7 protein-coding genes are annotated in these 24,559 nt (G+C 39.3%); all 7 read left to right on the top strand.

Annotated features, from left to right (window positions below):
* Nucleotides 1-36 precede the first annotated feature (36 nt).
* On the top strand, nt 37-4,923 hold the full coding sequence (locus PAN06_RS06920) for a ZmpA/ZmpB/ZmpC family metallo-endopeptidase (protein WP_269795932.1): 4,887 nt from the start codon (nt 37-39) through the stop codon (nt 4,921-4,923).
* Between the two features lie 199 nt (nt 4,924-5,122).
* A complete protein-coding gene (locus tag PAN06_RS06915; RefSeq protein ID WP_004262770.1) occupies nt 5,123-6,454 on the top strand; it encodes a glycosyltransferase in 1,332 nt (443 codons plus the stop codon).
* A gap of 1 nt (nt 6,455) precedes the next feature.
* On the top strand, nt 6,456-7,811 hold the full coding sequence (locus tag PAN06_RS06910; protein ID WP_125458492.1) for a sodium:solute symporter: 1,356 nt from the start codon (nt 6,456-6,458) through the stop codon (nt 7,809-7,811).
* On the top strand, nt 7,795-8,499 hold the full coding sequence (locus PAN06_RS06905) for an acylneuraminate cytidylyltransferase family protein (protein WP_125458491.1): 705 nt from the start codon (nt 7,795-7,797) through the stop codon (nt 8,497-8,499). The genes PAN06_RS06910 and PAN06_RS06905 overlap by 17 nt, the downstream gene beginning before the upstream one ends.
* A complete protein-coding gene (locus tag PAN06_RS06900; protein WP_125458489.1) occupies nt 8,496-9,374 on the top strand; it encodes a glycosyltransferase family 52 in 879 nt (292 codons plus the stop codon). Before PAN06_RS06905 ends, PAN06_RS06900 begins: the two co-directional genes overlap by 4 nt.
* A 226-nt stretch (nt 9,375-9,600) precedes the next feature.
* The gene (locus tag PAN06_RS06895; RefSeq protein ID WP_269795931.1) at nt 9,601-16,716 is read left to right on the top strand and encodes a MucBP domain-containing protein; all 7,116 of its coding nucleotides are present in this window, start codon (nt 9,601-9,603) and stop codon (nt 16,714-16,716) included.
* A gap of 315 nt (nt 16,717-17,031) precedes the next feature.
* The coding region (locus tag PAN06_RS06890) for a Rib/alpha-like domain-containing protein (protein ID WP_269795930.1) at nt 17,032-24,559 on the top strand (7,528 nt) is incomplete at its 3' end.

Genomic DNA, 24,559 nt, shown 5'->3' with positions numbered 1-24,559 from the left:
GTTCAATCAGAACTACCAGTTTACACAGGTCCTCAGGTGGGAGCTCCAGTTGAGCCAACAGTGCCAGAGTCTACAGAAGTTGTTAGCAGTAAGGGGACCCAAGAAATTGGTCACGAGGGTGAGGCTCTAGTCCAACCAGCACAACCAGCCTACACAGCCCCGGTAGAAGCAAAAGGCACGCAAGAGTCAGGTCATGAAGGCGAATCTCTGGTTCAACCAGAATTACCGTCTTATACAGGTCCAATCAGTACCCAAGGTACGCAAGAGTCAGGTCATGAAGGCGAATCCCTGGTTCAATCAGAACTACCAGTTTACACAGGTCCTCAGGAGGGAGCTCCAGTTGAGCCAACAGTGCCAGAGTCTACAGAAGTTGTTAGCAGTAAGGGGACCCAAGAAATTGGTCACGAGGGTGAGGCTCCAGTCCAACCAGCACAACCAGCGTACACAGCCCCAATTAGTACCCAAGGTACGCAAGAGTCAGGTCATGAAGGGGATACCCTAGTTCAACCCGTTCAACCGTCTTATATAGAACCCGTTAGCACCCAAGGCACACAAGAGCAGGGTCACGAGGGCGAGGCTGCTGTGGCAGAAGCTCTTCCTGAACTGCCTTTGACAAGTAATCATCGTACAGTAACAGAAACTATCCCTCACGAAACTGAAGAAATCGAAGATGCGACCATCTTGAAAAATCATCGAGAAATTGCTCAGGAAGGAAAAGATGGTTTACGGACAATCGAGTATGAAGATTATCTCGTAGATGGTAAGGTGGAAGCTAGCAAGGAAATCTCACGTACAGAAGTAGAACCAACCAAAGAGATTGTCAAGGTTGGTAGTCTTGTTAAAACCAAACCAACAGTTGAAATTACTAATCTGGTTAAAGATGAGAGCAAAAAAGCAGTAGCAGTCAACTACCGCTTAGATGACCCAACGTCTGCTTTTGTTAAGGCCAAGGCTCAAGTTTTTCAAAATGGAACACTAATTAAAGAAGTGGATTTGAAAGATTTATCTGTTCAGCAAACGATTGATGGTTTGGACTACTATACTCCTTATACAATTAAGACTTACCTGACCTATAATCTAGGCCAATCTGATCAGGAAAATACAGAAGTATCAACGAAAGATTTTCAATTGGACTATAAGAAAATTGAAATCAAAGATGTGGATGAAGTGGGGCTCTATGGTAAGGAAGATGGTCACTACCGTCGCTATCTGAATTTATCAGAAGTACCAAGTGATTTATCACCTTATTTTGTCAAAGTCAAATCAGATAAGATGAAAGAAATGTTGCTACCAGTTAGCTCTATTAAGGAAACAGAGGATGGGAAGTACAAGGTAACCGTTGCCTTCAATGAACTGGTTCAAGAGAAAGATTCAGCATACAAGGATAACTATAGCTTCACAGTTGATAAGCAAAAGCTTGCCAAGGACAGTGTCTATACTTCCTTCAAGAAACTGATTGCTGCCATGCAAGGTAATCTCGCTGGAACCTTTAAACTTGGAGCTGATATGACAGCTGATGAAGTGGCCTTAGCTAAGGGACAAACCAGCTATGTGACAGGCACTTTCACTGGTAATCTTATCGGTGCGAGTGATGGGAAGCCGTTTGCGATTTATGACCTTAAGACAGCCTTGTTTGATAATTTGACCAAGGCTACTGTGAAAGATATTGATTTTAAAGCAGTATCGATTAAGAGTCAAGAAGATACAGCCAGCCTAGCAAAAGTGGCTACTAACAGCCAGATTAGTAATGTAGCTGTAGAAGGTCAATTGTCAGGTAGCAAGTCAGTTGCAGGTTTGGTAGCCAAGGCTCAAGATACAGAAATAAGCAATAGTTCATTTACAGGTAGCATTCAGGCTAAGCATACGGATGCTTCTCCTTACTATGTGGGAGGTATAGCAGGGCTCCTATCTGGTAATAAGGCTAAGATTGATAAGGTAGCCGTTGATGCAAATATTTCTAGTAATGCCCGCAACAATGACCAATTTGCTGGAGGTATTGTAGGGAAAGTTCAAAGTGGTGCTTTGGTCTCTCATGCACTAGCAAGTGGAACCATCCTCAATACGACAACCTATCCTCGCGTCGGAGGTATAGCGGGTTCTACATGGCAAAATGGCCGTATCCATCATGTCGTTAGCATGGTCAACGCTGGAGATGGTTATGCTATCACAGGGGACCAGTACAGGGGAGCGGACATCAAAGATGCTAGCACTGTTGTTGAGAACAAGAAGGCCGATCTCTATGGAATCCCAATCACCCAAGACCAGGCTAGAGAAAAGGTTCAGTCTTATGGGATGACAGTGACACTAGACGATACAGGTCAAACACTAAAGGACAATCAACGAAGTGTGGACTATACTCAGTTAAGTCAAGGCCAAGCTAGTCGAAAAGTTGCTTATCACAATATCGAGAAATTGATGCCTTTCTATAATAAAGAGCTAGTGGTTCACTATGGCAATCAAGTTGATCCTACTAATAAGCTTTATACTACAGAACTGCTGGATGTTGTACCAATGAAGGACAATGACATCATCACAGATATTCAGGCCAATAAAGCAGCAATCAATAAACTGATGTTGCATTTTGCTGACAATACAATCAGTTATCTGGACGTCACTTACAAAGACGACTTCAAAAATACACAAATTGCAGAGTACAGCGTAGCAGGTAAACCCTTTATCTTTACGCCAGAGGTCTTTCTATCTGACTATACGAAAGTGACCAATCAGGTCCTAGCAGATTTGCAAGGGGTCGAATATGACTCAGCAGCCATGAGAAGAGTTCTGGGCATTGAGGCAGATGCGTCGCTTGATTCGCTATATTTGGACAAAGAATTTGAAAAAGTTAAATCCAATATCGGCGAACATCTCCGTAAAGTGCTAGCCATGGACAAGTCTATCAATACGATGGGAGATAGTGTAGCAACCTACATCAGCGAGAAAATCAAGAACAACAAGGAAGCTTTCTTGCTTGGTTTGACTTACCTCAATCGCTGGTACAATATCAACTACGATCACATCAACACCAAGGACCTCAATACCTATAAGTTTGATTTTGATGGCAATAGCACAGCTTCAACCCTGGATACTATCATTGCACTAGGTCAGAGTGGTATGGAAAATCTCAAGGCATCAAATAATCCAAGTGCCTATGAAACAACACTAGCTGCTGCAAAAGGTCGCAAGACAGTAACGGATTTACTAGAGTCTTACAGAAAACTCTTCCTACCAACTAAAACCAATAATGAATGGTTGGAGACGAATACCAAGGCCTATATAGTAGAGAGTAAATCAGCAATTCCAGAAGTGCGTGCCAAACAAGAGTCAGCTAGAGCGGATAGTAAGTATATGCTGGGAGTCTATGACCGTATTACGGCACCAAGTTGGAAATTAAAAAACATGCTCCTACCTTTATTAACATTGCCAGAAGAAGATGTTTATGTGATTTCAAATCTTTCTACCTTGGCCTTTGGTGGCTACGAACGCTACCGTGATCGTGTCAATAATACAGTCTTATCAGGAGAAGAATTGCGTCAGTATGTCCGTGCTAAGGTCAACCAGTCGGCTGAATGGCAACGAGACCACTACGATATCTGGTACCACTTCCTTTCACCAGAATACAAAGAAAAACTCTTCCGTTCAGTCATGGTTTCAGATGGCTTTGGTATGAAAGATAGCAATAGCAAGTATTACTGGGCTACCCTGTCTGATAAATCCATTGCTTCTATCTACAACTTCTTTGGACCAACTGGTAAGTGGTATGGGGAAAGCAAAGGAGCTGGAGCCTATGCCAACGGTTCTGAGGTCCACTATGTCAGCGACCGCCTGTTGGATAAATACGGAACATCAGTCTATACCCATGAAATGGTTCATAATTCTGACGGACATATTTACTTTGAAGGAAAAGGTCGTCGTGAAGGATTGGGAGCAGAGTTGTATGCCTTAGGACTGTTGCAATCTGCTGACAGTCTAGATAAGGATGCTATTGTCTTGAATACTCTCTATAAAGGGGATAAGGATTCACCAACTCGCTTGCATACTTATGATCCGACAAGCCGCTTCACATCAGCCGCAGCCTTGCAAGAGTATGTGCACGGTATGTACGATGTCTTGTATACCTTGGATGCTATGGAAGCCAATGCCATTTTAACTAAGTCAAATGATGTTAAGAAAAAATGGTTTAGAAAAATAGAGAATTTCTACATTGAGGACAAGTACCATAAACAAACTCATGCTGGAAACTCTGTTCGTCCATTGACAGATGCTGAAGTAAGTAAACTAACCAGTCTTGATGCCTTGATTGACAATAATATCATCAACCGTCGGGCATACCGTGATAAGAGTGACTATACTCGTAATGGCTATCATCTGATCAGCATGTTCTCACCGATTTATGCTGCCCTCAGTAATCCAAAGGGTGCGCCTGGTGACATCATGTTTAGAAAGACAGCCTACGAATTGTTGGCAGAAAAAGGTTATCAAGATGGGTTCTTACCATATGTATCCAACCAATACGCAGAAGAAGCTAAACGCAAAGGGGACATTACCTATTCAGATTGGCACCGAAAAGATGTGGGACTCATTACTGATAGTCTCGTCTTGAAAAATGTCTTTGCTAATAAATACGTTTCATGGGCTAATTTCAAGAAGGATATGTTTAATAAACGTATTCGCAAGCAAGACCAGTTGAAACCAATCACTATTCAGTATGAACTTGGTGTACCAAACAGCAGCAAGGAGATTACAATCCGTTCAGCTGCCCAAATGCAAGAACTCATCGATCAAGCAGTGGCAAAAGATGTGGCTAACATTGACCGTACGACAAGCCATGCTCCTGCAAGCTGGGTACACTTATTAAAACAAAAAATCTACAATGCCTACCTACGTAGCACAGATGATTTCAGAGAATCGATTTATAAACAATAAGAAAACTCCCCCAAGCTATCCTGTCTAAACCAGTCCACCTTGCAGATGGTCAGTCTTTGTGATAGAATAGCATAAAGTCCTTTTGAGGGGGAACTTGCTAGGAAATCCCCAAGCATTGTAACGGAAAAACCACCCTCGCTTCTTTGTGAGGGTGGTTTTTCCTTTGTAAGTAGAAAATAAGAGAGAAAGAGTCTACATCATGTCGAGAATTGTCACCATTCATCCAGCCAAGGAAATCCATCGCTATGGTTTTGAGAGTACCCAAGTCTATCGAGCCCGTATAGCACGATATCTGGGTTTGGAATATGTTCACCTTGTGTCGAGTCCTCAGCTTCGTCCTGATTGGAAGAAAGACTTGATCAAGTTAGGTTTTTTAGAAAAGGAACTGCTCTGTGTTCCGCATAGTTTTTCAGATATAGGCCATGCAGACTTATCAGTGAAACCAGAAAGTCTGACACTATCAGCTGGAGATCAGGTTGAGCTCAATGAGGATGGTTTTGTGGCCTCTGTTACCCTAGGAGATGGCTCGGGGAGATATTACTATACCAAAGGTCCTTTCTTATTTGAAGATTTCAAGGAGAAGGAACTTCGTTGGTATCATGAAAATGGAGAACTGGCCCTTGAAGGACGCTTTATCGATCCCTTTAAAGAACCCTCTCCTGTCACTATCTTTTACCCAGAATACATCTACCGCATAGGAGGAGAGATCCGTTCTGAAGAGGATTTGCTGGTTAAATTCTTAGCCAGATGGGCCCAGCAAACCGACCTCTTCATCCGTGACCAACAAATCGTACCCAAGCCTAGCCTCTGGCGTTATATGGAAAACACGGACAAAAATTACTATGAAGTCATCCATGAAAATGTCATGCGAGACTTACGCCTCGCCAATCTGCGCAAGACAAACAAATATCTAGTTGCCAGTGAAGTGCTGACTGATACTTTGGCGAAACAAGGGTATGATACTAAGTTTTTACCACCTATGTTTACAGAAAAATTAGGTCAGCTAAGACAAATCGGACCTGTTTTGGACTATTGCTTGGTAGGTCATATGGGAGAAGGCAAGAACGTTGAACTTGTCATTGAAGCCTTTATCGAACTCTACAAACGTGGCTCCAAGGCCCAGATTACCTTTTATGGTGGCTCAGATGAACGTCTAGCAGAATTACAGAATCAATATGATCTTCCGCCAACCATTCACTTTAAAGGTATCGTTAACGAAGTGCCTTATCATCTGCACCAATGTTACCTGTCAGCTAGTTATACAGAGTTATTTGCCAACGCCTGTGTTGAAGCCTTGAGTCAAGGTTTGTTAGCCTTGTTATCGGATGTGGATATTGCTCATCGTTTCTATGCTGGCCAGTCCAATGCCATCAACTTGTTTAAAACCAAATCAGAGTTGATTCAAAAGATAGAAGAGATGGAAGAGCCTGATTTTTATCTATCGAATGAAAAAAATCTAGCCTTAGCCTCTCGCTATTCTCTGGAAAAAGTAGCTCACATATACAGAGAACTATTAGATAGGAACTTCTAGGATGTTGGGAATTCTAGTTACCCTAGTGCTCTATTTCTACTTGATTTCCTCGATTGCCTATCGGAAAAAAGGGAGCGAAGAGGATTACTATCAGATTAAGAAAGCTGTTCCAGTGACAGTTTTGGCCTTCTCAGTCTTTGCGACCTTGCTCAGTCCCATTTCCTTTTTGACTCTGGTGGGGAATGCCTATACAGGCAGGCCCTATCTCTGGTTTGCCCAGTGTGGCATCTTTCTAGCCATTCCACTAGCTCATCGCTACTTTTTGCCCCTCTATCAACAGGGAAACTACGAGACAGCCTATCATCTGTTAGAGGATAAGTTTCAATCGGCTGGCATTCGTTCACTGGCTTCAGGACTTTTCATCCTCTACCAGTTGGGGCGAATAGCAGTGGTGACCTACTTGTTGTCTCAGGCCTTAGAGCCCTTTATCCCCATCAATCAGCTGGTCTTGTCAGCTTTACTTCTTCTCTTGACGGTCTATTATCTGGCAAGGGGTGGTCTCTTGGTTGTGCTGTGGACGGACTTCTTTCAGGGTTTGGTCCTGCTAGCTATACTAGCCCTCTTTCTACCAAGAATTGCCCAATCTGGTTTAGTCGTGAATAGCAGTCAACAGCTATCTCACTTCGCAGAGACGCTGGATGGGAAGCTGGTCTTGATCTTAGTTGCAGGAGCAGGTTTTAGTAGCTTGTTTTCCTACGTTTCTTCGCAGGATATCGTCCAACGTTTTAATAGCAAAATGGGGCGTCAGAAGATTGGAAAAATCTTATGGCTACAGGGACTCTTGTCCTTTGGGATTGCTAGTTTACTGTATCTGATTGGCTGCTTGATTCGTCAGGAAAATTTCGCTACCACATCGACCAATCCTGTTCTCATCGCTTACGCTCGGGAAGGTCTGGCACCTTGGTTTGGTAGTTTCATCATGCTGGCTCTCTTGGCAGCAGGCCAATCCACAGTTTCATCCAGTATGAATGCAATCGTGACCTGCTTGAAGTTGGATTTTGCTTGGACAAAGATTCGCTGGTCGCCAAGCCTCCTATCCTTTGCCTTAGCAGGCTTGTCCTGGCTCCTCTGCCTCTTACTCATGAATGCAGAAATCTACTCCATCTACGAATGGATTAACGGCTTTATGGGCCTGACACTAGGTGCGATAGGTGGTTTGTACCTCTTGGTCTTGCTCCTCAAAAGACCGAGTTTGTATCTAGCTAAAATCTATCTGGTCATTAGTCTAGGAGCCTTGGTTCTTTATCATTACAGTGGACTCTTTGCCAACCCCAATCCTTGGTTAAATAGCATCATCACTACCCTATCTGCCCTTTTTATCTCAATTCTAGGAAGACTATATGAAAGAAACATCTAAACCCATAGCCGTCATTTTGATCCGTTCGGGTTCACGCGGCTTGGTGGATAAAAATATCAAACCGCTTGCAGGCAAACCCTTGGTTTTCTATACCATAGAAGTCGCTCTAGCCTCCAAGCTATTTAGTGATATCTGGGTTTCCTCAGACTCATTAGCCTATTTAGAACTCTGTCGTCAAGCCTATCCAGAGATTCGTTGTGTCCACAGATCAAAAGAATTGGCCTTGGCAACAACCTCTAGCTTAGAAACCTTACGCGACTTTTTACAGCCCTTTGAGGAAGAGCAAGTCTTTGTCAATCTACAGGTGACTTCACCTCTTAGAGAGGTAGAGCACCTCATCGAATCCTATCAACTTTACTGTCAGTCTGGCGCCGACCATTTGATTTCCTGTGTTAAGGCGGACAAGAGTCGTAGTCTTTTCTTGCAACTAGCGGAGTCGTCATTTATCCGTCCGCCTCAGGTATCTAAGCACTATGCTCGGCAGAAAGAACCTGTCTATTACTATCCCAACGGTAGTATTTGGATTTCTCGCAAGGACCTTTACCTACGAGATGAGACCTTTTACACGGATAAGACAGTAGCCTATGAAATGCCCAAACTCTATTCTTATGATATCGACGATGCCTTGGACTTTGAAGTCGTTGAGACCTTGCTTCACCATCACCACCTAGGAGAATCAAAGAGATGAAACACCTCATCATTGCGACAACACCCTTGCAGGCTAAAATAGCTCAGCATATAAAGAGCCTCTATCCTAATCAGGACTTTGTTAGCCTTTATGTCAGTCCTGTCAAAAATGCCCGACAGGAGCATTATGCCAAGGATTTTGACCATGTTCACTATCCTCAGACGGCAGAGGACTTGGCTCAGATTTGTCAGGAGCTGGCTGGCGACTATGACACCATTTTTTATGCTAGTTTTGATAATAGCTTGATTCTGGACTTGGTTGCTAGTTCAAACTACCGGCACCTCATGAGTTTCGATGATGGCTATGCGGATATTTATCCCTTGGGTATGTATGCTTGGCCCCTTCAACCCAGTCAGGTGGGCTCTTTAGGCTTGACCAGAGATGACTTGATTGAGCGAACGGAAAAGCACTATACCCTCTATCGCAGTGACTACCATGTCGTGGCTAGAGAAAAGCTGGTTTATCTGGAGCATTTTTTTGACCTGTCCCAAGCACCCGTTTCAAATGGCAAGACGGTCAAGGTTTTGCTGGGGCAAAAGTTCTCTGAAGAAGACGATCAGATCTCCATCCGCTTTATCAGTACCTATGCCAAGGCCTTGGCCATTGACCTCTATCTACCCCATCCCAAGGAAACCTTCACTATCCCTGGTGTGACCTACTTGGAGACGGAGCTGATCTTTGAAGATGTCCTAGCCCAACTCTTTCAAGAATACGAGTTCGTTCATGTCTATCATTTTACTTCATCGGTCAGCCTCCACTTGAAAGACCTGACCCATGTGACCATTACAGGTATTTCTCTCCCCTACTATGAGGACCGTCAAAAAGAATTGCGACGCTTAGGTTGTCAATTTGAAAGGGTTTCACTTGGCTGGTAGCATAAATGTATATTTTTAAATATGTAAATCCATGCATCTGTATGGATTTTTTATATATAAATATAGCGAAAAACTATAGTTTGAATGATCAAAAAGTATTCAAATTCCTTGTATAAGAGGTTTTAAAGTGTTAAAATTAAGTGTCTAATTTTGAAGTTTTCAAGCAAGTATTAGCATAATAACAGCTTAAAAATAAAAATTATACAATAAAAAAAGGATGATGAAGATGTTTATAAATAAAAAAGAAAAATTTTCCATTCGTAAGTTTAAAGACGGTCGTTCAGACTCAGTCAAAATCGGTACAGTCGGTCTGATTGTCGGTGCAGCCCTTGCAATGGCAGGACAACCCCATATTGCAGAAGCAGCGATGACAGAAAACAGCGACAACACAACAACGATCTCAAATGATAAGGGGTCAGTAATTGTAGATACAGCTAATATTGAGAACCCAGATGCAGGTAGGGCATTTTCAACTGATCCAACTGCAGAGGGAACAAATACAATTACTAAAACAGGAAAAGTAGATTACAAATACGTAACTGCTGAAGGTAATACTGTTCTAGAAGAAAATAAAAACCAAAATTCTGGTGCTGATAAAACAATCGAAACAACATACGATGTATACGGTAAATCAGGAGAAGTTTTCAAAGGAACTACAGGTGGCGATGCAGAAGATAGCGACTTAAACGACGCTAAAGAAAATGGTAAGAAAGAAACAATCGAAAAAGATGGGAAAACTTACCACCTAATCGGAGAACCTAAAGTTGAAACTACTGGAAACGGTGGAGGAGTGTACTCTGACACAACTCTAGGTGATGTAACTGCGAAATTGACTCCAGAAGGGTTAAGTAACGCAGAAGGTAAAATCACTTATGATACTGTAAAACCTGGTGGAAAAGCTTGGATTGTTGAACAAACTGGAAAAGGAACATATGGTAAATATGTACAAGCTGATTCAGGTGCAATCACTTCTGATGCTAAGATGATAGAAGCTTTCAAAGCTGGAGAAGCAACAGCAAAAAACTTCAATTCAGCGAACGTAACGGCTGATGGAGGAATCAAAGAAGGAGATTATGTTTTCGTCCTTGAGAAAAATACCTATGTAACAGCTAAAACTGAGAGTTTCTCTTTAACAGCACAGATACAATTGTCATCTAGTGATAATGTAGCAGATGATAAAGATGGAACTGGGGCTACTTTAAATAGAACATATGCAATGGTACAAAACTTTAAAGCGGCTCCAGATACTTTAACAGGAGAAGCAAACAAAACTCTTGTAAAAAACTATCTTGCATATCTTCAAGAAAAAGGATTTGAAGATAACCTCCTTAATTTCAAACGATATATTACTTTAGGGATGGCGGCAAAAACTGATGGTCCTCTGGCGATTAGTGCTGATAAGGGAGATCAAGTTGATGATAAAGGAAGACCTACAAGTGATATAACAGCTGATATAGCAAGCGTTACTGATCAAGAAACAAGTACTTTAGAAGATAGTAGTGATTTTCTTCTTAAATTTTCTGATCCTTCGCCGGAAGTTGAAGAGTACTCTTATCGTGATGAAATCACTCCTCTTCGTGCATACCGTTTAGCAAGTGGTACTACAACAATCACTTACACTTATGCAGAAGAAAAAACTCGTGAAGTAGAGAAAAAAGGTTCTGTAGTCGTTAACTACCAAACAGAAGACGGAACAGAATTAAAAGCTCCTTACACTGATACTCCTGAAACAGTAGCTGAAGTAGTAACTGAGAAATACTATGTTGATGCTGATGGAAATGATGTAATTGTAAGTAGTACTACAGCTTCTAAAAACGTACCTTACAACACTAAAGAAAATGAAACTGAAAAACCTCAAAAACTGGCAGATGCACAAGGAAATGTTTACTACTTAAACGAAGCAAACACAATGACATCTGTAAATGGTACAGAAACTACATCACCAGCTGAAACAGGAACAGTAGTAGAAGGTGTTACAAAAGTAACTTACATCTATGAAAAAGCTGGATCAGTAATCGTTAACTACAAAACTGAAGATGGAACTCCACTTGCAGGAACAGTAGTAGACGAAGATGGAGCTGGTAAAACTGTAGAATCAGGTGCAAAAGACATTGATAATGGTAAACCAGGTACAGCTTATAACACTGCCGATAACGGAATGAAACCAACTCGTATTAAAACTGCAGAAGGCAAAGTATACGAATTAGTTCCAGACTTAACTGAAGGTGAAGAAGAAGGTGAGGTTGAATCAGGAACAACTAAAGAAGTAACCTACGTTTACAAAGAAGTTAAAGGTAATGTAGTTGTTAAGTATGAAGATACTGAAGGTAACACACTTGCTGCTGACGAACAAGATGAAACAGATGCTTCTCTAAATGTTAAATACGATACAGCTGACCACAAAAAAGAATCTATCGAGAAAGATGGTGTTAAATACTACTTAACAGCTAAAGAACTTAAAGATGATTCTAAACCAGCTACTGGAGACGTAGTAGAAGGTACAACTACAGTAACTTACGTTTACGAAAAAGCAGGACAAGTAGTAGTTAACTACCAAACAGAAGACGGAATTCCATTAGTAGGAACTGCAGACGGTACAGATATTGCTTCAGGTGCTAAAGACACTACAGACGCTAAAGCAGGAACTGACTACAACACTGCAGACAACGGAATGAAACCAAACCGTATTACAACTGCAGACGGTAAAGTATACGAATTAGTACCAACAGCAACTAAAGGTGATGAAACTGGTAAAGTTGTTGCAGGTGAAACGAAAGAAGTAACCTACGTTTATAAAGAAGTAAAAGGTAATGTTGTCGTTAAGTATGAAGATACTGAAGGTAACGTAATCGCAGAAGACGAAAAAGACGAAACAGATGCTTCTCTAAACGTTAAATACGATACAGCAGACCACAAAAAAGATGAAATCACTAAAGACGGTGTTAAATACTATTTAACAGCTAAAGAGCTTAAAGACGGTTCTAAACCAGCTACTGGAGATGTTGTTGAAGGTACAACTACAGTAACTTATGTTTATGAAAAAGCTGGACAAGTAGTCGTTAACTATCAAACAGAAGATGGAACTCCATTAGTAGGTGTTGACCCAGCTGGTGCTAACGTAGCTTCAGGTGCTAAAGACACTGTAGACGGAAGACCAGGATCAGCATATGACACTTCTGATAACGGAATGAAACCAGCTCGTATCACAACTGCAGAAGGAAAAGTATACGAATTAGTACCAACAGCAACTAAAGGTGAAGAAACTGGTAAAGTTGTTGCTGGAGAAACTAAAGAAGTAACATACGTTTATAAAGAAGTAACTGGTGATGTAGTAGTTCACTATGTTGACACAGAAGGTAACAAAATCGCAGCTGATAAAGACGACCTTAAAGGTGCATCTCTAAGCGAAAAATATGATACTGCTGTTGATAACAAACCAGAAAAAATCACTGCAGAAGACGGAACTGTATACTACATTACAAAAGCTGGTCTTAAAGATGATTCTAAACCAGAAACTGGAAACGTAGTTGAAGGTAAAACTGATGTAACTTACGTTTATGAAAAAGCTGGATCAGTAATCGTTAATTACCAAACAGAAGACGGAACTCCATTAGTAGGAACTGCAGACGGTAAAGATATTGCTTCAGGTGCTAAAGATACTGACAATGGAAAACCAGGTTCTGAATACAACACTGCAGATAACGGAATGAAACCAACTCGTATCACAACTGCAGAAGGAAAAGTATACGAACTAGTCCCAGCATCAACTAAAGGTGATGAAACAGGTACTGTAGAATCAGGTCAAACTAAAGAAGTAACCTACGTTTATAAAGAAGTTAAAGGTAATGTAGTTGTTAAGTATGAAGATACTGAAGGTAACACACTTGCTGAAGACGAAAAAGACGAAACAGATGCTTCTCTAAACGTTAAATACGATACAGCTGACCACAAAAAAGATGAAATCACTAAAGACGGTGTTAAATATTACTTAACAGCTAAAGAGCTTAAAGACGGTTCTAAACCAGCTACTGGAGATGTTGTTGAAGGTACAACTACAGTAACTTATGTTTATGAAAAAGCTGGACAAGTAGTCGTTAATTACCAAACAGAAGACGGAACTCCATTAGTAGGTGTTGACGCGGATGGTGCTAACGTAGCTTCAGGTGCAAAAGACACTGTAGATGGAAAACCAGGATCAGACTACAACACATCTGATAACGGAATGAAACCAAACCGTATCACAACTGCAGAAGGCAAAGTATACGAACTCGTACCAACAGCAACTAAAGGTGATGAAACAGGTAAAGTTGTTGCAGGTGAAACGAAAGAAGTAACATACGTTTATAAAGAAGTAACTGGTGATGTAGTCGTTCACTACGTTGATACAGAAGGTAACGTCATTGCTGAAGATAAAGAAGATACGAAAGGTGCTTCTCTAAACGCTAAATACGATACAACTGACAACAAACCAGAGAAAATCGAAAAAGACGGAACTGTTTACTATTTAACAGAAAAAGCTCTTAAAGATGACTCTAAACCAGAAAACGGAGACGTCGTTGAAGGTAAAACTGAAGTAACATACGTTTACGAAAAAGCTGGACAAGTAGTCGTTCATTACACTGATGAAAAAGGTAACACTATTCAAGTGGACGCTGTTGATACAAAAGACGGCAAACCAAACGCTGACTACAACACTGCTGATAACGGAATGAAACCAAACCGTATCACTACTCCAGAAGGAAAAGTATACGAATTAATCCCTCAATCAACTAAAGGTGATGAAACTGGTAAAGTTAAAGCTGGAGAAACTACAGAAGTAACTTACGTCTACAAAGAAATCACTGGTAATGTCGTCGTTCACTACGTTGATACAGAAGGAAACACACTTGCTGAAGATATGAAAGATGTAGAAAATGGATCACTAAGTGAGAAATATGACACAACTGACAACAAACCAGCTAAACTTGAAAAAGATGGAGTAGTTTACCACTTAACAGCTAAAGAACTTAAAGAAGGTTCTAAACCAGAAAATGGTACTGTTGTAGAAGGTACTACAGAAATCACTTATGTATACGAAAAAGCAGGACAAGTAGTAGTTCACTATGTAGACGAAGCTGGAAACACACTTCAAACAGATGCTGTTGATACAAAAGATGGTAAACCAGGAGCTAAATACGATACTACTGATAACGACATGAAACCAACTCGTATCACAACTCCAGAAGGAAAAGTATACGAATTAGTACCAGCATCAACTAAAGGTAGCGAAACTGGTGATGTTGAAGCAGGTAAGACTACAGAAGTAACTTATGTCTACAAAGAAGTTAAAGGAAACGTAGTAGTTCACTACACTGACGAAGCGGGTAACACAATCGCTGAAGACGTTAAAGATACGACTGACGGATCTGTAAGCTCAGCATATGACACAAGTGACAACAAACCAGCTACAATCACTACAAAAGATGGTAAGAAATATGCGTTAGTGCCAACTGCAACTAAAGGAACTGAAAACGGAAAAGTAACAGAAGGAACAACAGAAGTTACTTACGTTTATAAAGAAGTAACTGGTGATGTAGTAGTTCACTACGTTGACACAGAAGGTAACGTAATTGCTGACGATAAAGAAGATACTAAAGGTGCTTCTCTAAACGCTAAATACGATACAACTGACAACAAACCGGCAACAATCGAAAAAGATGGTGTTAAATATTACTTAACAGAAAAAGCTGTTAAAGACGATTCTAAACCTGAAACAGGAGACGTAGTTGAAGGTAAAACTGAAGTAACTTACGTTTACGAAAAAGCAGGACAAGTAGTAGTTCACTATGTAGATGAAGCTGGAAACACAATCCAAACTGACGCTGTTGATACTAAAGATGGTAAACCAGGAGCTGCTTACAACACTACTGATAATGATATGAAACCAACTCGTATCACTACTCCAGAAGGAAAAGTATACGAATTAGTACCAGCATCAACTAAAGGTAACGAAAACGGAAGCGTTGAAGCAGGTAAGACTACAGAAGTAACATATGTGTACAAAGAAGTTAAAGGAAACGTAGTAGTTCACTACACTGATGAAGCGGGTAACACAATCGCAGAAGATGTTAAAGATACTACAGACGGATCTGTAAGCTCAGCATATGACACAACTGACAACAAACCAGCTACAATCACTACGAAAGATGGAAAACTATACGTATTAGTACCAACTTCAACTAAAGGTGATGAAAATGGTAAAGTAACAGAAGGAACAACAGAAGTTACTTACGTATACAAAGATGTTAAAGAAGAAGCTTCTAAAGAAATCGATAAAGCTTTAGAAAACAAAGTTAAGAAAATTGATGAAGATCCAAGCCTAACTCCAGAGCAAAAAGAAAAAGCTAAGGAAGAAGCTAAGAAAACAGCAGAAGCAGCTAAGAAAGCATTAAAAGAAGCTAAGACTCCTGAAGATGTAGAAAAAGCTAAAGAAGCTGCTAAGAAAGAAACTCCATCAAATCCATCTACAGACAACCCAACAAATCCATCTGAAGGTGATAAAGATAAACCATATACACCATCTCCAGAAGATAAAGAGAAAGCGAAAAAATCTGTAGAAAAAGAACTTGAAGAGAAAATCAAAAATATCGATAAAGATCCAAACTTAACTCCAGAGCAAAAAGAAAAAGCTAAGGAAGAAGCTAAGAAAGAAGCTGAAAAAGTTAAGAAATCTATTGAAGAAGGTAAAACTACTGAATGGGTAGACGAAAAAGGAAACCCAATCAAACCTGTAACACCAGGAACATACCCAGCAGGATCTACTCCTAACTATGAACTAGTAGGAACAGTTACAAACAAAGAAACAGGTAAAGTAACTCACATCTTCAAACCATCAACTAAGAAACCTGTAACGGTATGGGTAGATGTCAATGGTAAACCAGTTAAACCATTAGCTGAAGGTGATAACCCAGCTGGATCAATTCCAGGATATGTATTGGTAGATACAATAAAAGTTGAAGGAACTGGTAATGTCATCCACGTATTTAAACGTTCTACAAATGGAGGCTCACTCACTCCATCTCAACCAGGTTCTCCATCAACACCTTCAACAAACCCAACAAGTCCGGTGAAACCGACAGACCCAAGTCAACCAACAACACCGGCTAACCCAGCAACTCCAACGATGCCATCGGCACCAGAAAATGGTGAAGCACCACAAGCTCCAGCGACTTCATCAGAAGCTAAAGGACAAGCTGAACTTCCTAATACAGGGACAGAAGCCGACTCTAGCTTAGCAGCACTTGGACTTTTAGGTGTCTTGAGTGGATTTGGACTTGTTGCTCGCAAGAAAAAAGAAGACTAATTCTAATTAGATTTTCTGATAAGAATAAGGAGTAGGATATCATATCCGCTCCTTTTTCTATGTAAATTATGAAGTAATTTTTAATCTTTTTTTGAAAGTTGTTATAGAGTTGTTAATCATATTTCTGAATCTATTAATTATCTTTACTTTTTTATATATTTACATCAATTAAAATATCGAATTGCTTGACATAATGAACAGATAGAGTTATTATGTTTATTATACAATAGGTGAAGTCGGGACTTTTCTTGGTATCAATTTGAGGGTCTTACTGACTTTTCTTGATGTAAATAAAATATAAGTAAAGGAGTAGTAATGTACTCACGAACAAAAAAATATCATGGACAAAAAGTTCAACGATTTTCAATCCGAAAGTATAGTTTCGGTGCAGCATCGGTAGCAATTGCTGCGCTTATGATGTTTGGAGGTGGAGCCACTGCAAAAGCTGATACTATTCAAGGAAACGATGCAAGAACGAGCTCAAATTTGTCTAATCCACAGTCGTCGCCATCTCAAGAAAGCTTAAATCACGAAGAGAATGTTGCGAGCCCTGATACCAAGAAAGAAGAAATTCCTTCTAAAGATCCAGTTTCTAAACCAGTAGTAACTTCAGCTGAAGCTGTAGTTAATGAAGATAAGCTAGCACCAGAAAATATTGCAAAGGTAGACTTTAGTAAGCTATCAGAAGCGATTTCACGTATTCAATCAGCTATAGATAAAGTTGAAATTAGTAATAAAACATCAAAAACTATTGAGGATGCCAAGGCAACACTATTAGAAGCTCAAGCTTTATCAGCAAATGATAAAGCAACTCAGGTAGAGGTAGATAAAACTGTTGCAAGATTAGGAGAAAAGGCTTTTGTAATTGAGAGCATGCCAAAAGTGTCTCCTGCTGTAGAAGATAAATCAGAAACAGAAGCTAAAGTAGAAAAAACAAATAAAAACCAAGATCCACGAAATGGAAAAGCAATTCCTGGTAAAGGGGAAAGTGGATTTAGAGCGACTCCTACTGGTGTAGGGGAACAAGCAGCGGAAGGTCCTACAAGCAATAATAAAAGAGGGGTAGGAGCTAACCCAGTAGATAACGTTATTTCAAGTTTGAAAAATCAGTTTGGGGATATTGATTTCAATACTCCAGATGTTGAAACAAAATCCGCAACTGTTGAAAATCAATATTCAAGAAATAATGCTAGTAGTCCAAATCCAGCCCCAGTGAAGTTAGGGAAAATTACTTACAATTGGAAAGAAAAGAGAATTGAAAATGAAATTGATGGATGGAAAATAGAAGGGACAAATAATTATGTAACAGCGATTAAACCAGAAGCTCCAACAGAAGTTGCGGCTGATAGACCTGCTGGATTTGAACCAAAACCATCTAAAGTTTACGATAATAATGGAAGTATTGAGAGACAATATAACGATACTCCTACTCCAGACAATCCTTTAGCGCCTAATAAAGCTAATCAAAACTATGCAAATGGTGTCAACTACTCAAGTGTACCTGGTGTTCCTTTAAATAATGCAGAACATTCTGCTGTCGGTAAAGGCTATTATATTCAGTTAAATAAAAAAGGTACACAAATTTCGAAAGAATTTAATGTCAATCCGAATTCTAGATTATATCTTAGTGCATTAACGGGTGGTGCATATGGGAATATGGGTACTGCTGGTACTGGTGAAAAAGTAGAAATTACCGTTACAGATGCAGACACAGGTGAAGTTTTAACAACACTGAAAGATGCGAATAATAATAGTGAAACAACACACGTTTCAACTCCGTATGGTGATGGAGGGAATGGTAATGGTTTTGGTTTTTGGAGAACGATTATTAATACTCCAAATACTACTAAGAAAATTAAAGTAACCATTAAAGCATTAGAAGATGGTCCAGCGTTTAAAAAGACTTACCCAGTAAATGGTAAAACAGAAATTGAAGATGGATACTTTGTAGGGGGAGTTAACTTAACTGTTGGTGCTGCATTAGAAATGACAACAGATGTTGTTCGTAATAAGGCTACATCCTCTTATGGAGAAGACACTCTCTATAAAGACAAAGAATCCGGTCAATTAAGAGTTACTGTGAAAAACGTTGGTGGGTTACCAACGTACGGCGCTTATGAATACACAATTAAAATTCCTGAAGGTGTCGAATTAAAAGATTCTCTAAAAAAAGCAAATGAATGGAATTGGCCTGGTCCTTTCCAAGTCGTGTCGTATGATGAAGCTACAAGAACGCTTAGATTGAAATTCAATGCAGGGGATTCAGATCCAGCAAAGAATGGGACAAGAACATTCGGTATTGATTTCACAACGGCAAAAAATTTCAAAGGGACAGCTACTTTTAAGGTAACTGCAGAAATTAAAGAAGGATTTACAGATTTACAAGGAAATAGAGTATTAGAAAATACAGGTGTTGTAAATGCAAATAGTCCATATAGAAATACATTTAATGCACTAGGAAATACAGATAATCCTGATTATTATTACAATAAAACAATTTATATTGATACTGTTAAACCTGTTGCTCCTACAGTAGAACCAGTCCATACAGATAGTATTAATGGCGAAAAAACTGATAAAAATCAACCTACAGAATTATTAATTTCTGTACCAACAGAAAAAGATCCTAATTTAACAGATGTACCTAGAGAAAAACAAGATATCGCTGACAATGATCAAAATAATGGAACAAATAGAAATGCTGATACAGAAGTAAAAAATATTGAACGTGCAATTGGTGGATTAACTTCATTGAAAGTTACTTTACCAAATACTAAAACACCAATTACTTTAACGAAGAAAGCAGATGGTTGGTATAATGGTGCAACAAAAGTTGAAGTACGTGATGGTAAATTAGTTGTTCCAGTTCCAGCAGGTACAGATTTGACAGAAGCGAATGAGACAACAAATCCTGACAAACGTATCAAAGTTACTGTGCTTGATAAAGCAGGTAACGAATCAGATCCAGCTTATGCTAATGTTCTAAACGAAGCTCCAACAGTAGCAGTTGAGAAAAAAGATTTATATGTTTATAAAACTAAAGAAGCTGACAAATGGAATAATGATAAAGTTCTAGAAAAAGCGAAACCATCTGCAACTGACTTAGAAGATGATCGTGATGGTGTTGATTCTACTAAACCAACAATCGCAGTAAGTGATGCAGGTAATCTAGATACAACTAAAGTTGGAGATTACACTGTAAAAGTTCAATCAACTGATAGTGAAGGTAAGAAATCAACTGAAACAAATGTCACTGTTCATGTCTTAGACTTAATTAAAGTAGACCCAACAGTAACAACTGATCCAACAAATCCAAGCACAACAGCTCCAGTATCTCCAAAAACAGCAGATACACCTGTAAAAGAAGGAGATGAAAATCTTGGTAAATATCCAGCAGGAGTTACTCGTGAGGATTTAGTTAAAGAAGTAACACGTACAATTAAGTATCTAAAAGAAGAAGATGCAAACAAAGATAATGCTACTCCTTTATATGCTGAAAAGGTGCAAAAAGTAACTTACAAACGTACAGCAACAGTTAATCCTGAAACAAAAGAAGTAACTTACTCTGATTGGGAAGTTTACAATGAAGCGGATAAACTAACTGATGCTAAAGCAGATGGTACTAATGGTAAGTATAACTCAGTTGAATCTCCAGTTATTAATAATTATTTATTAGTGGATAATGCGGATAAACTTGTTCCAGAAAAAGATGCTCCTAAGCCAGCACAAAATGGAACAGTATCTCCTGAAGTGAAGAAAGTTCTTTATAAGGAGATTGGTTCGTTTGTACCAAACTATCCAGCAGGTAAGAAACCACAAGGAGCACCAGATAAGATTTCTTATCCAAATAACCCGAATGATCCAACAGTTCCAGGTGATTTTAGCACGATAACAATTCCATATGTTCCAGGATATACTCCAGTTTACAATGGTCAAGAATTAACACCGAAAAATCCAAATGATCCAACTCAAGGCTATAAAGTTCCAGATGGATTTACACCAACGGATAAATTTGGGGAATCACCAATTACATATACACCTTCTACTCAAACAGCTAAAGTAGTGATTGAGAAGAAAGTCGATGGAGCCGCAAATGAAGTGGTTTCTAGCTTTGATTTAACAGGTAAATCTGGTTCAGAATTACCAGCAAATACAGATATTGACAACAAAATCAAAGAACTTAAGAACCAAGGTTATGAAGTAGAAAGTGATGACTATAATACTCAGGATAATCATCACCCAATTTTTGATGACAAGGAAGATATTAACCCAACAGATGGTTCATCAGCACCTTCTCAAACATTTAAAATTGTGGTTAAACCTAGAATCATTGAAGTACCTTCATCAACACCACATGAAAAAGATAGTCCAGTAGATCCAAATGGGGATACCCCAGAACTTAAATGGCCTGAGGGATTAGCTGAATCTGACTTGAATACAACAGCTAAACGTGTGATTTCATATGTGAAGAAAGACTCAGATACAGCAGCTGAAGAAAAAGCTAAGGATGATACTGTTCAAACGGTGCCATTCACAAGAAAAGCAACCGTTAATCTTGTCACAAAAGAAGTAAGCTATACTGATTGGGAAAGTCCAAATAAAACATGGGATAAAGTTGGAGTAGATGTTTTACCAGGATATATTGCTGATAAAAAAGAAATTCCAGCTAAAGAAGCAGCAACCCCTGCAAAAGATACAAAAGTAATCCCTGATGAAACGGATAAAGTTACTTATACGAAGATTGGAAGCTGGATTCCTGTTGATCCAACCACTGGTAAGGATGGAGATCCGATTCCATTCCCTAACGATCCAAATGATCCAACCAAGACTGGTGAAGTTACACAAATTATTCCTCATAAAGATGGATATACTCCAAAAGATGGAAATGGAACACCATTAGAACCTGTAAATCCTGCTAAACCAGAAGAAGGATATAAACCACCAAAAATTACGGATCCAAAAGCAAATATCAAGATTACCTATGACAAAGATGATCAAAAAGCAAAAGTTAAATTTGTTTCTGTAGATGATAAAGGTGTTGAAACACCATTAGATACGAAATATAATATTGATGATCTTGCTGGTAAATCAGGAGATAAAATTCCAGAAGAAAAAGTTCAAGCACGTGTTGATGTTTTGAAATCTATGGGATATGATGTTGTAGATAATCCATTTGATCAGGATCCAACGTTTGATACTAAGAAAGAAATAGATCAAGAGTTTACAATTAAAGTTAAACCACAAGTTTCAACTGCAAAACCTGTTTATGTAGTAGAAGGAGATAAACCATCTTCAGAAAAATTAAAAGATGCTGTTACTACTAAAGGAAATGAGAAAACAGTAGATGAAACTAAACTTCCTGATACAACTGATAAAGTTGGGGATGACACATTAACAGCTCCTGTGACAGTGACATACGGTTCAGGGGATAATAAACGTGAAGAAACTGTTAATGTACCGATTAAAGTTGTTGCAGGCTATCCTCAAATTGTTCCAGTAAGTGCAGACAAGAAACAACCGTCTCCAGAAGATAATATTGACACAGCAGACTATCCAGATGATGCTACATATGAGTACAAAGAAGAAGTTGATACAACAACACCTGGAGATAAAAAAGTAACTGTAGTGGTTAAACAGGGGGATAAAGTACTTGTAGAAGTACCTGCAACTGTTCGTGTAGTTGATAGCACTCCACAATTTGTTGTAGCTGATAAATCCAAACCACAACCAGATGCTAAATCAAGTATCACTCCAGAAGAATATCCAGAGGGAACAACCTTTGAGTATAAAGAACCGGTTGATACAACAACAGCGGGTGAAAAAGATGTAGTCGTTGTAGCGAAATTGGATGGAGATACTTTAGTAGAAGTACCAGCTAAAGTAGTGGTAGTAAGCCCTGAGACACAATATGTATTTGAAGACCCTGCCAAACCACAACCAGATGCAAGTGAAAGTATTAACCCTGAGCAATACCCAGAAGGAACAACCTTTGAGTATAAAGAACCAGTTGATACAACAACACCTGGAGACAAGAAGGTAACAGTAGTTGCTAAGAATGGTGAAGACAAACTTGTAGAAGTACCTGCAGTTGTGAAAGTATTACCATTAGTGAAACCAGAAGGTTTAACAGTTCTTAAAGGTAGCGAAAATTTAGAAGATGCAGTTAAAGCTAAAGCTGAAGAAGTAGTTGCAGCATTACCAAAAGATAAACTTCCTGAAGGTGTGACAGTAAAAGTTAAAGAAGTTAAATCAGGAACTACACCAACAACAGCTGAAGTGACTGAAACAGGTAAACCAAAACCTGCAACAGTTGTTATTGAATATACTGATGAAAAAGGAAACGTTATTGGTACTAAAGAAGTAGAAGTTCCTGTAACAGTAGTTGGTTCAACATCAAAATCATTGGTAGTCTTTGAAGGTGATACAGTAGAAGCTAAAACTGTTCAAGATGCAGTAACACCAGGAGCTAATGGAACTAAAGGTAATCCTGTAATTCCAGAAGATCTAATAAAAACAACAGGTAAGAAAGAAGTAACGGTCCCTGTAACTTACGACGGAATTAAAGATCCAGAACAAGTGAAAGTTCCAGTGACAGTATTGCCAGTTGCTAAAGGTGAAGTAACAGTACCAAAAGGTGAAACTACAGATAAAGTTAAAGAAGTAGCTAAAGCTAAAGCGGAAGAAGTAGCAAACTCAGCAGATTTCAAAGCTAAATTACCAGATGGTGCCAAAGATGTAGAAGTTGGAGCGATTACAGAAGAAGTGCTTGCAACCATTACATCGGAAGCAGGAACAAACAAAGGAACTGTAAAAGTCCCAGTAACCTATACAGTAGATGGCGTTAAGTATACAAAAGATGCAGAAATTACTGTAAATGTCGTTGGCTCAAATGCTGATCAAGTATACGTTGTTGAAGGCGACAAACCTGAAATAGCTAAAGTAAAAGATGCAGTAACACCAGGACAAGGTGGAACAGTACAAGATCCAACAGAAGCTGATTTACCAGATACAAAGGATAAAGTTGGAGCAACCGATGTAACAGTACCAACTAAAGTTAAGTATGCAAATGGTGAAGAGACAGTAAAAGTCCCAGTGACAGTATTACCAAAAGTAACCCCAGAAGGTGTAACAGTTCTTAAAGATAGTGATAAGCAAGAACTAGAAAAAGCTATTAAAGAACAGGCTGAAAAAGCAGCTAATAACGTGAAGGGGCTTCCATCAGGAGTTACTGTAACAGTTACAGAAGTTAAAACAGGAACAGTACCACCTACAGCAACAGTTGGTGTACAAATCCCAGCGACAGTAGTGGTAGAGTATGTGAAAGATGGTAAAGTAGTTGCGACTAAAGAGGTACCTGTACCTGTTAACGTAGTAGAAGTCGTTCCAGTCTCAATAGAGACACCAGTCACATCTACCCCATTAACGCCAGAGGATTACACTAAAGGCATCAAGATTCCAGAAGGTGGCAAGGTCACAAATGTTGAAAACATTCCAGACTTAACAACTCCAGGTAAGAAAGATCCAGTTAAAGTAACGGTAGAATTACCAAATGGTAAAGTAGTCACAGTAGAAGTCCCAGTTAATGTAACACCTGTTAAAGAGATTGAAACTCCGGTTACGAAAACTCCATTAACACCAGAGGATTACACTAAAGGAATTAAGATTCCAGAAGGTGGCAAGGTCACAAATGTTGAAAACATTCCAGACTTGACAACTCCAGGTAAGAAAGATCCAGTTAAAGTAACGGTAGAATTACCAAATGGAAAAGTGATAACAGTAGAAGTCCCAGTAACTGTTACTCCGGTTAAGGGAATTGAAACACCAGTTACGAATACACCGTTAA

The organism is Streptococcus sp. SM3 (genome assembly GCF_027497875.1).
The sequence above is the reverse complement of the archived record's forward strand: the minus strand, read 5'-3'. Positions and strand labels throughout refer to the sequence as shown.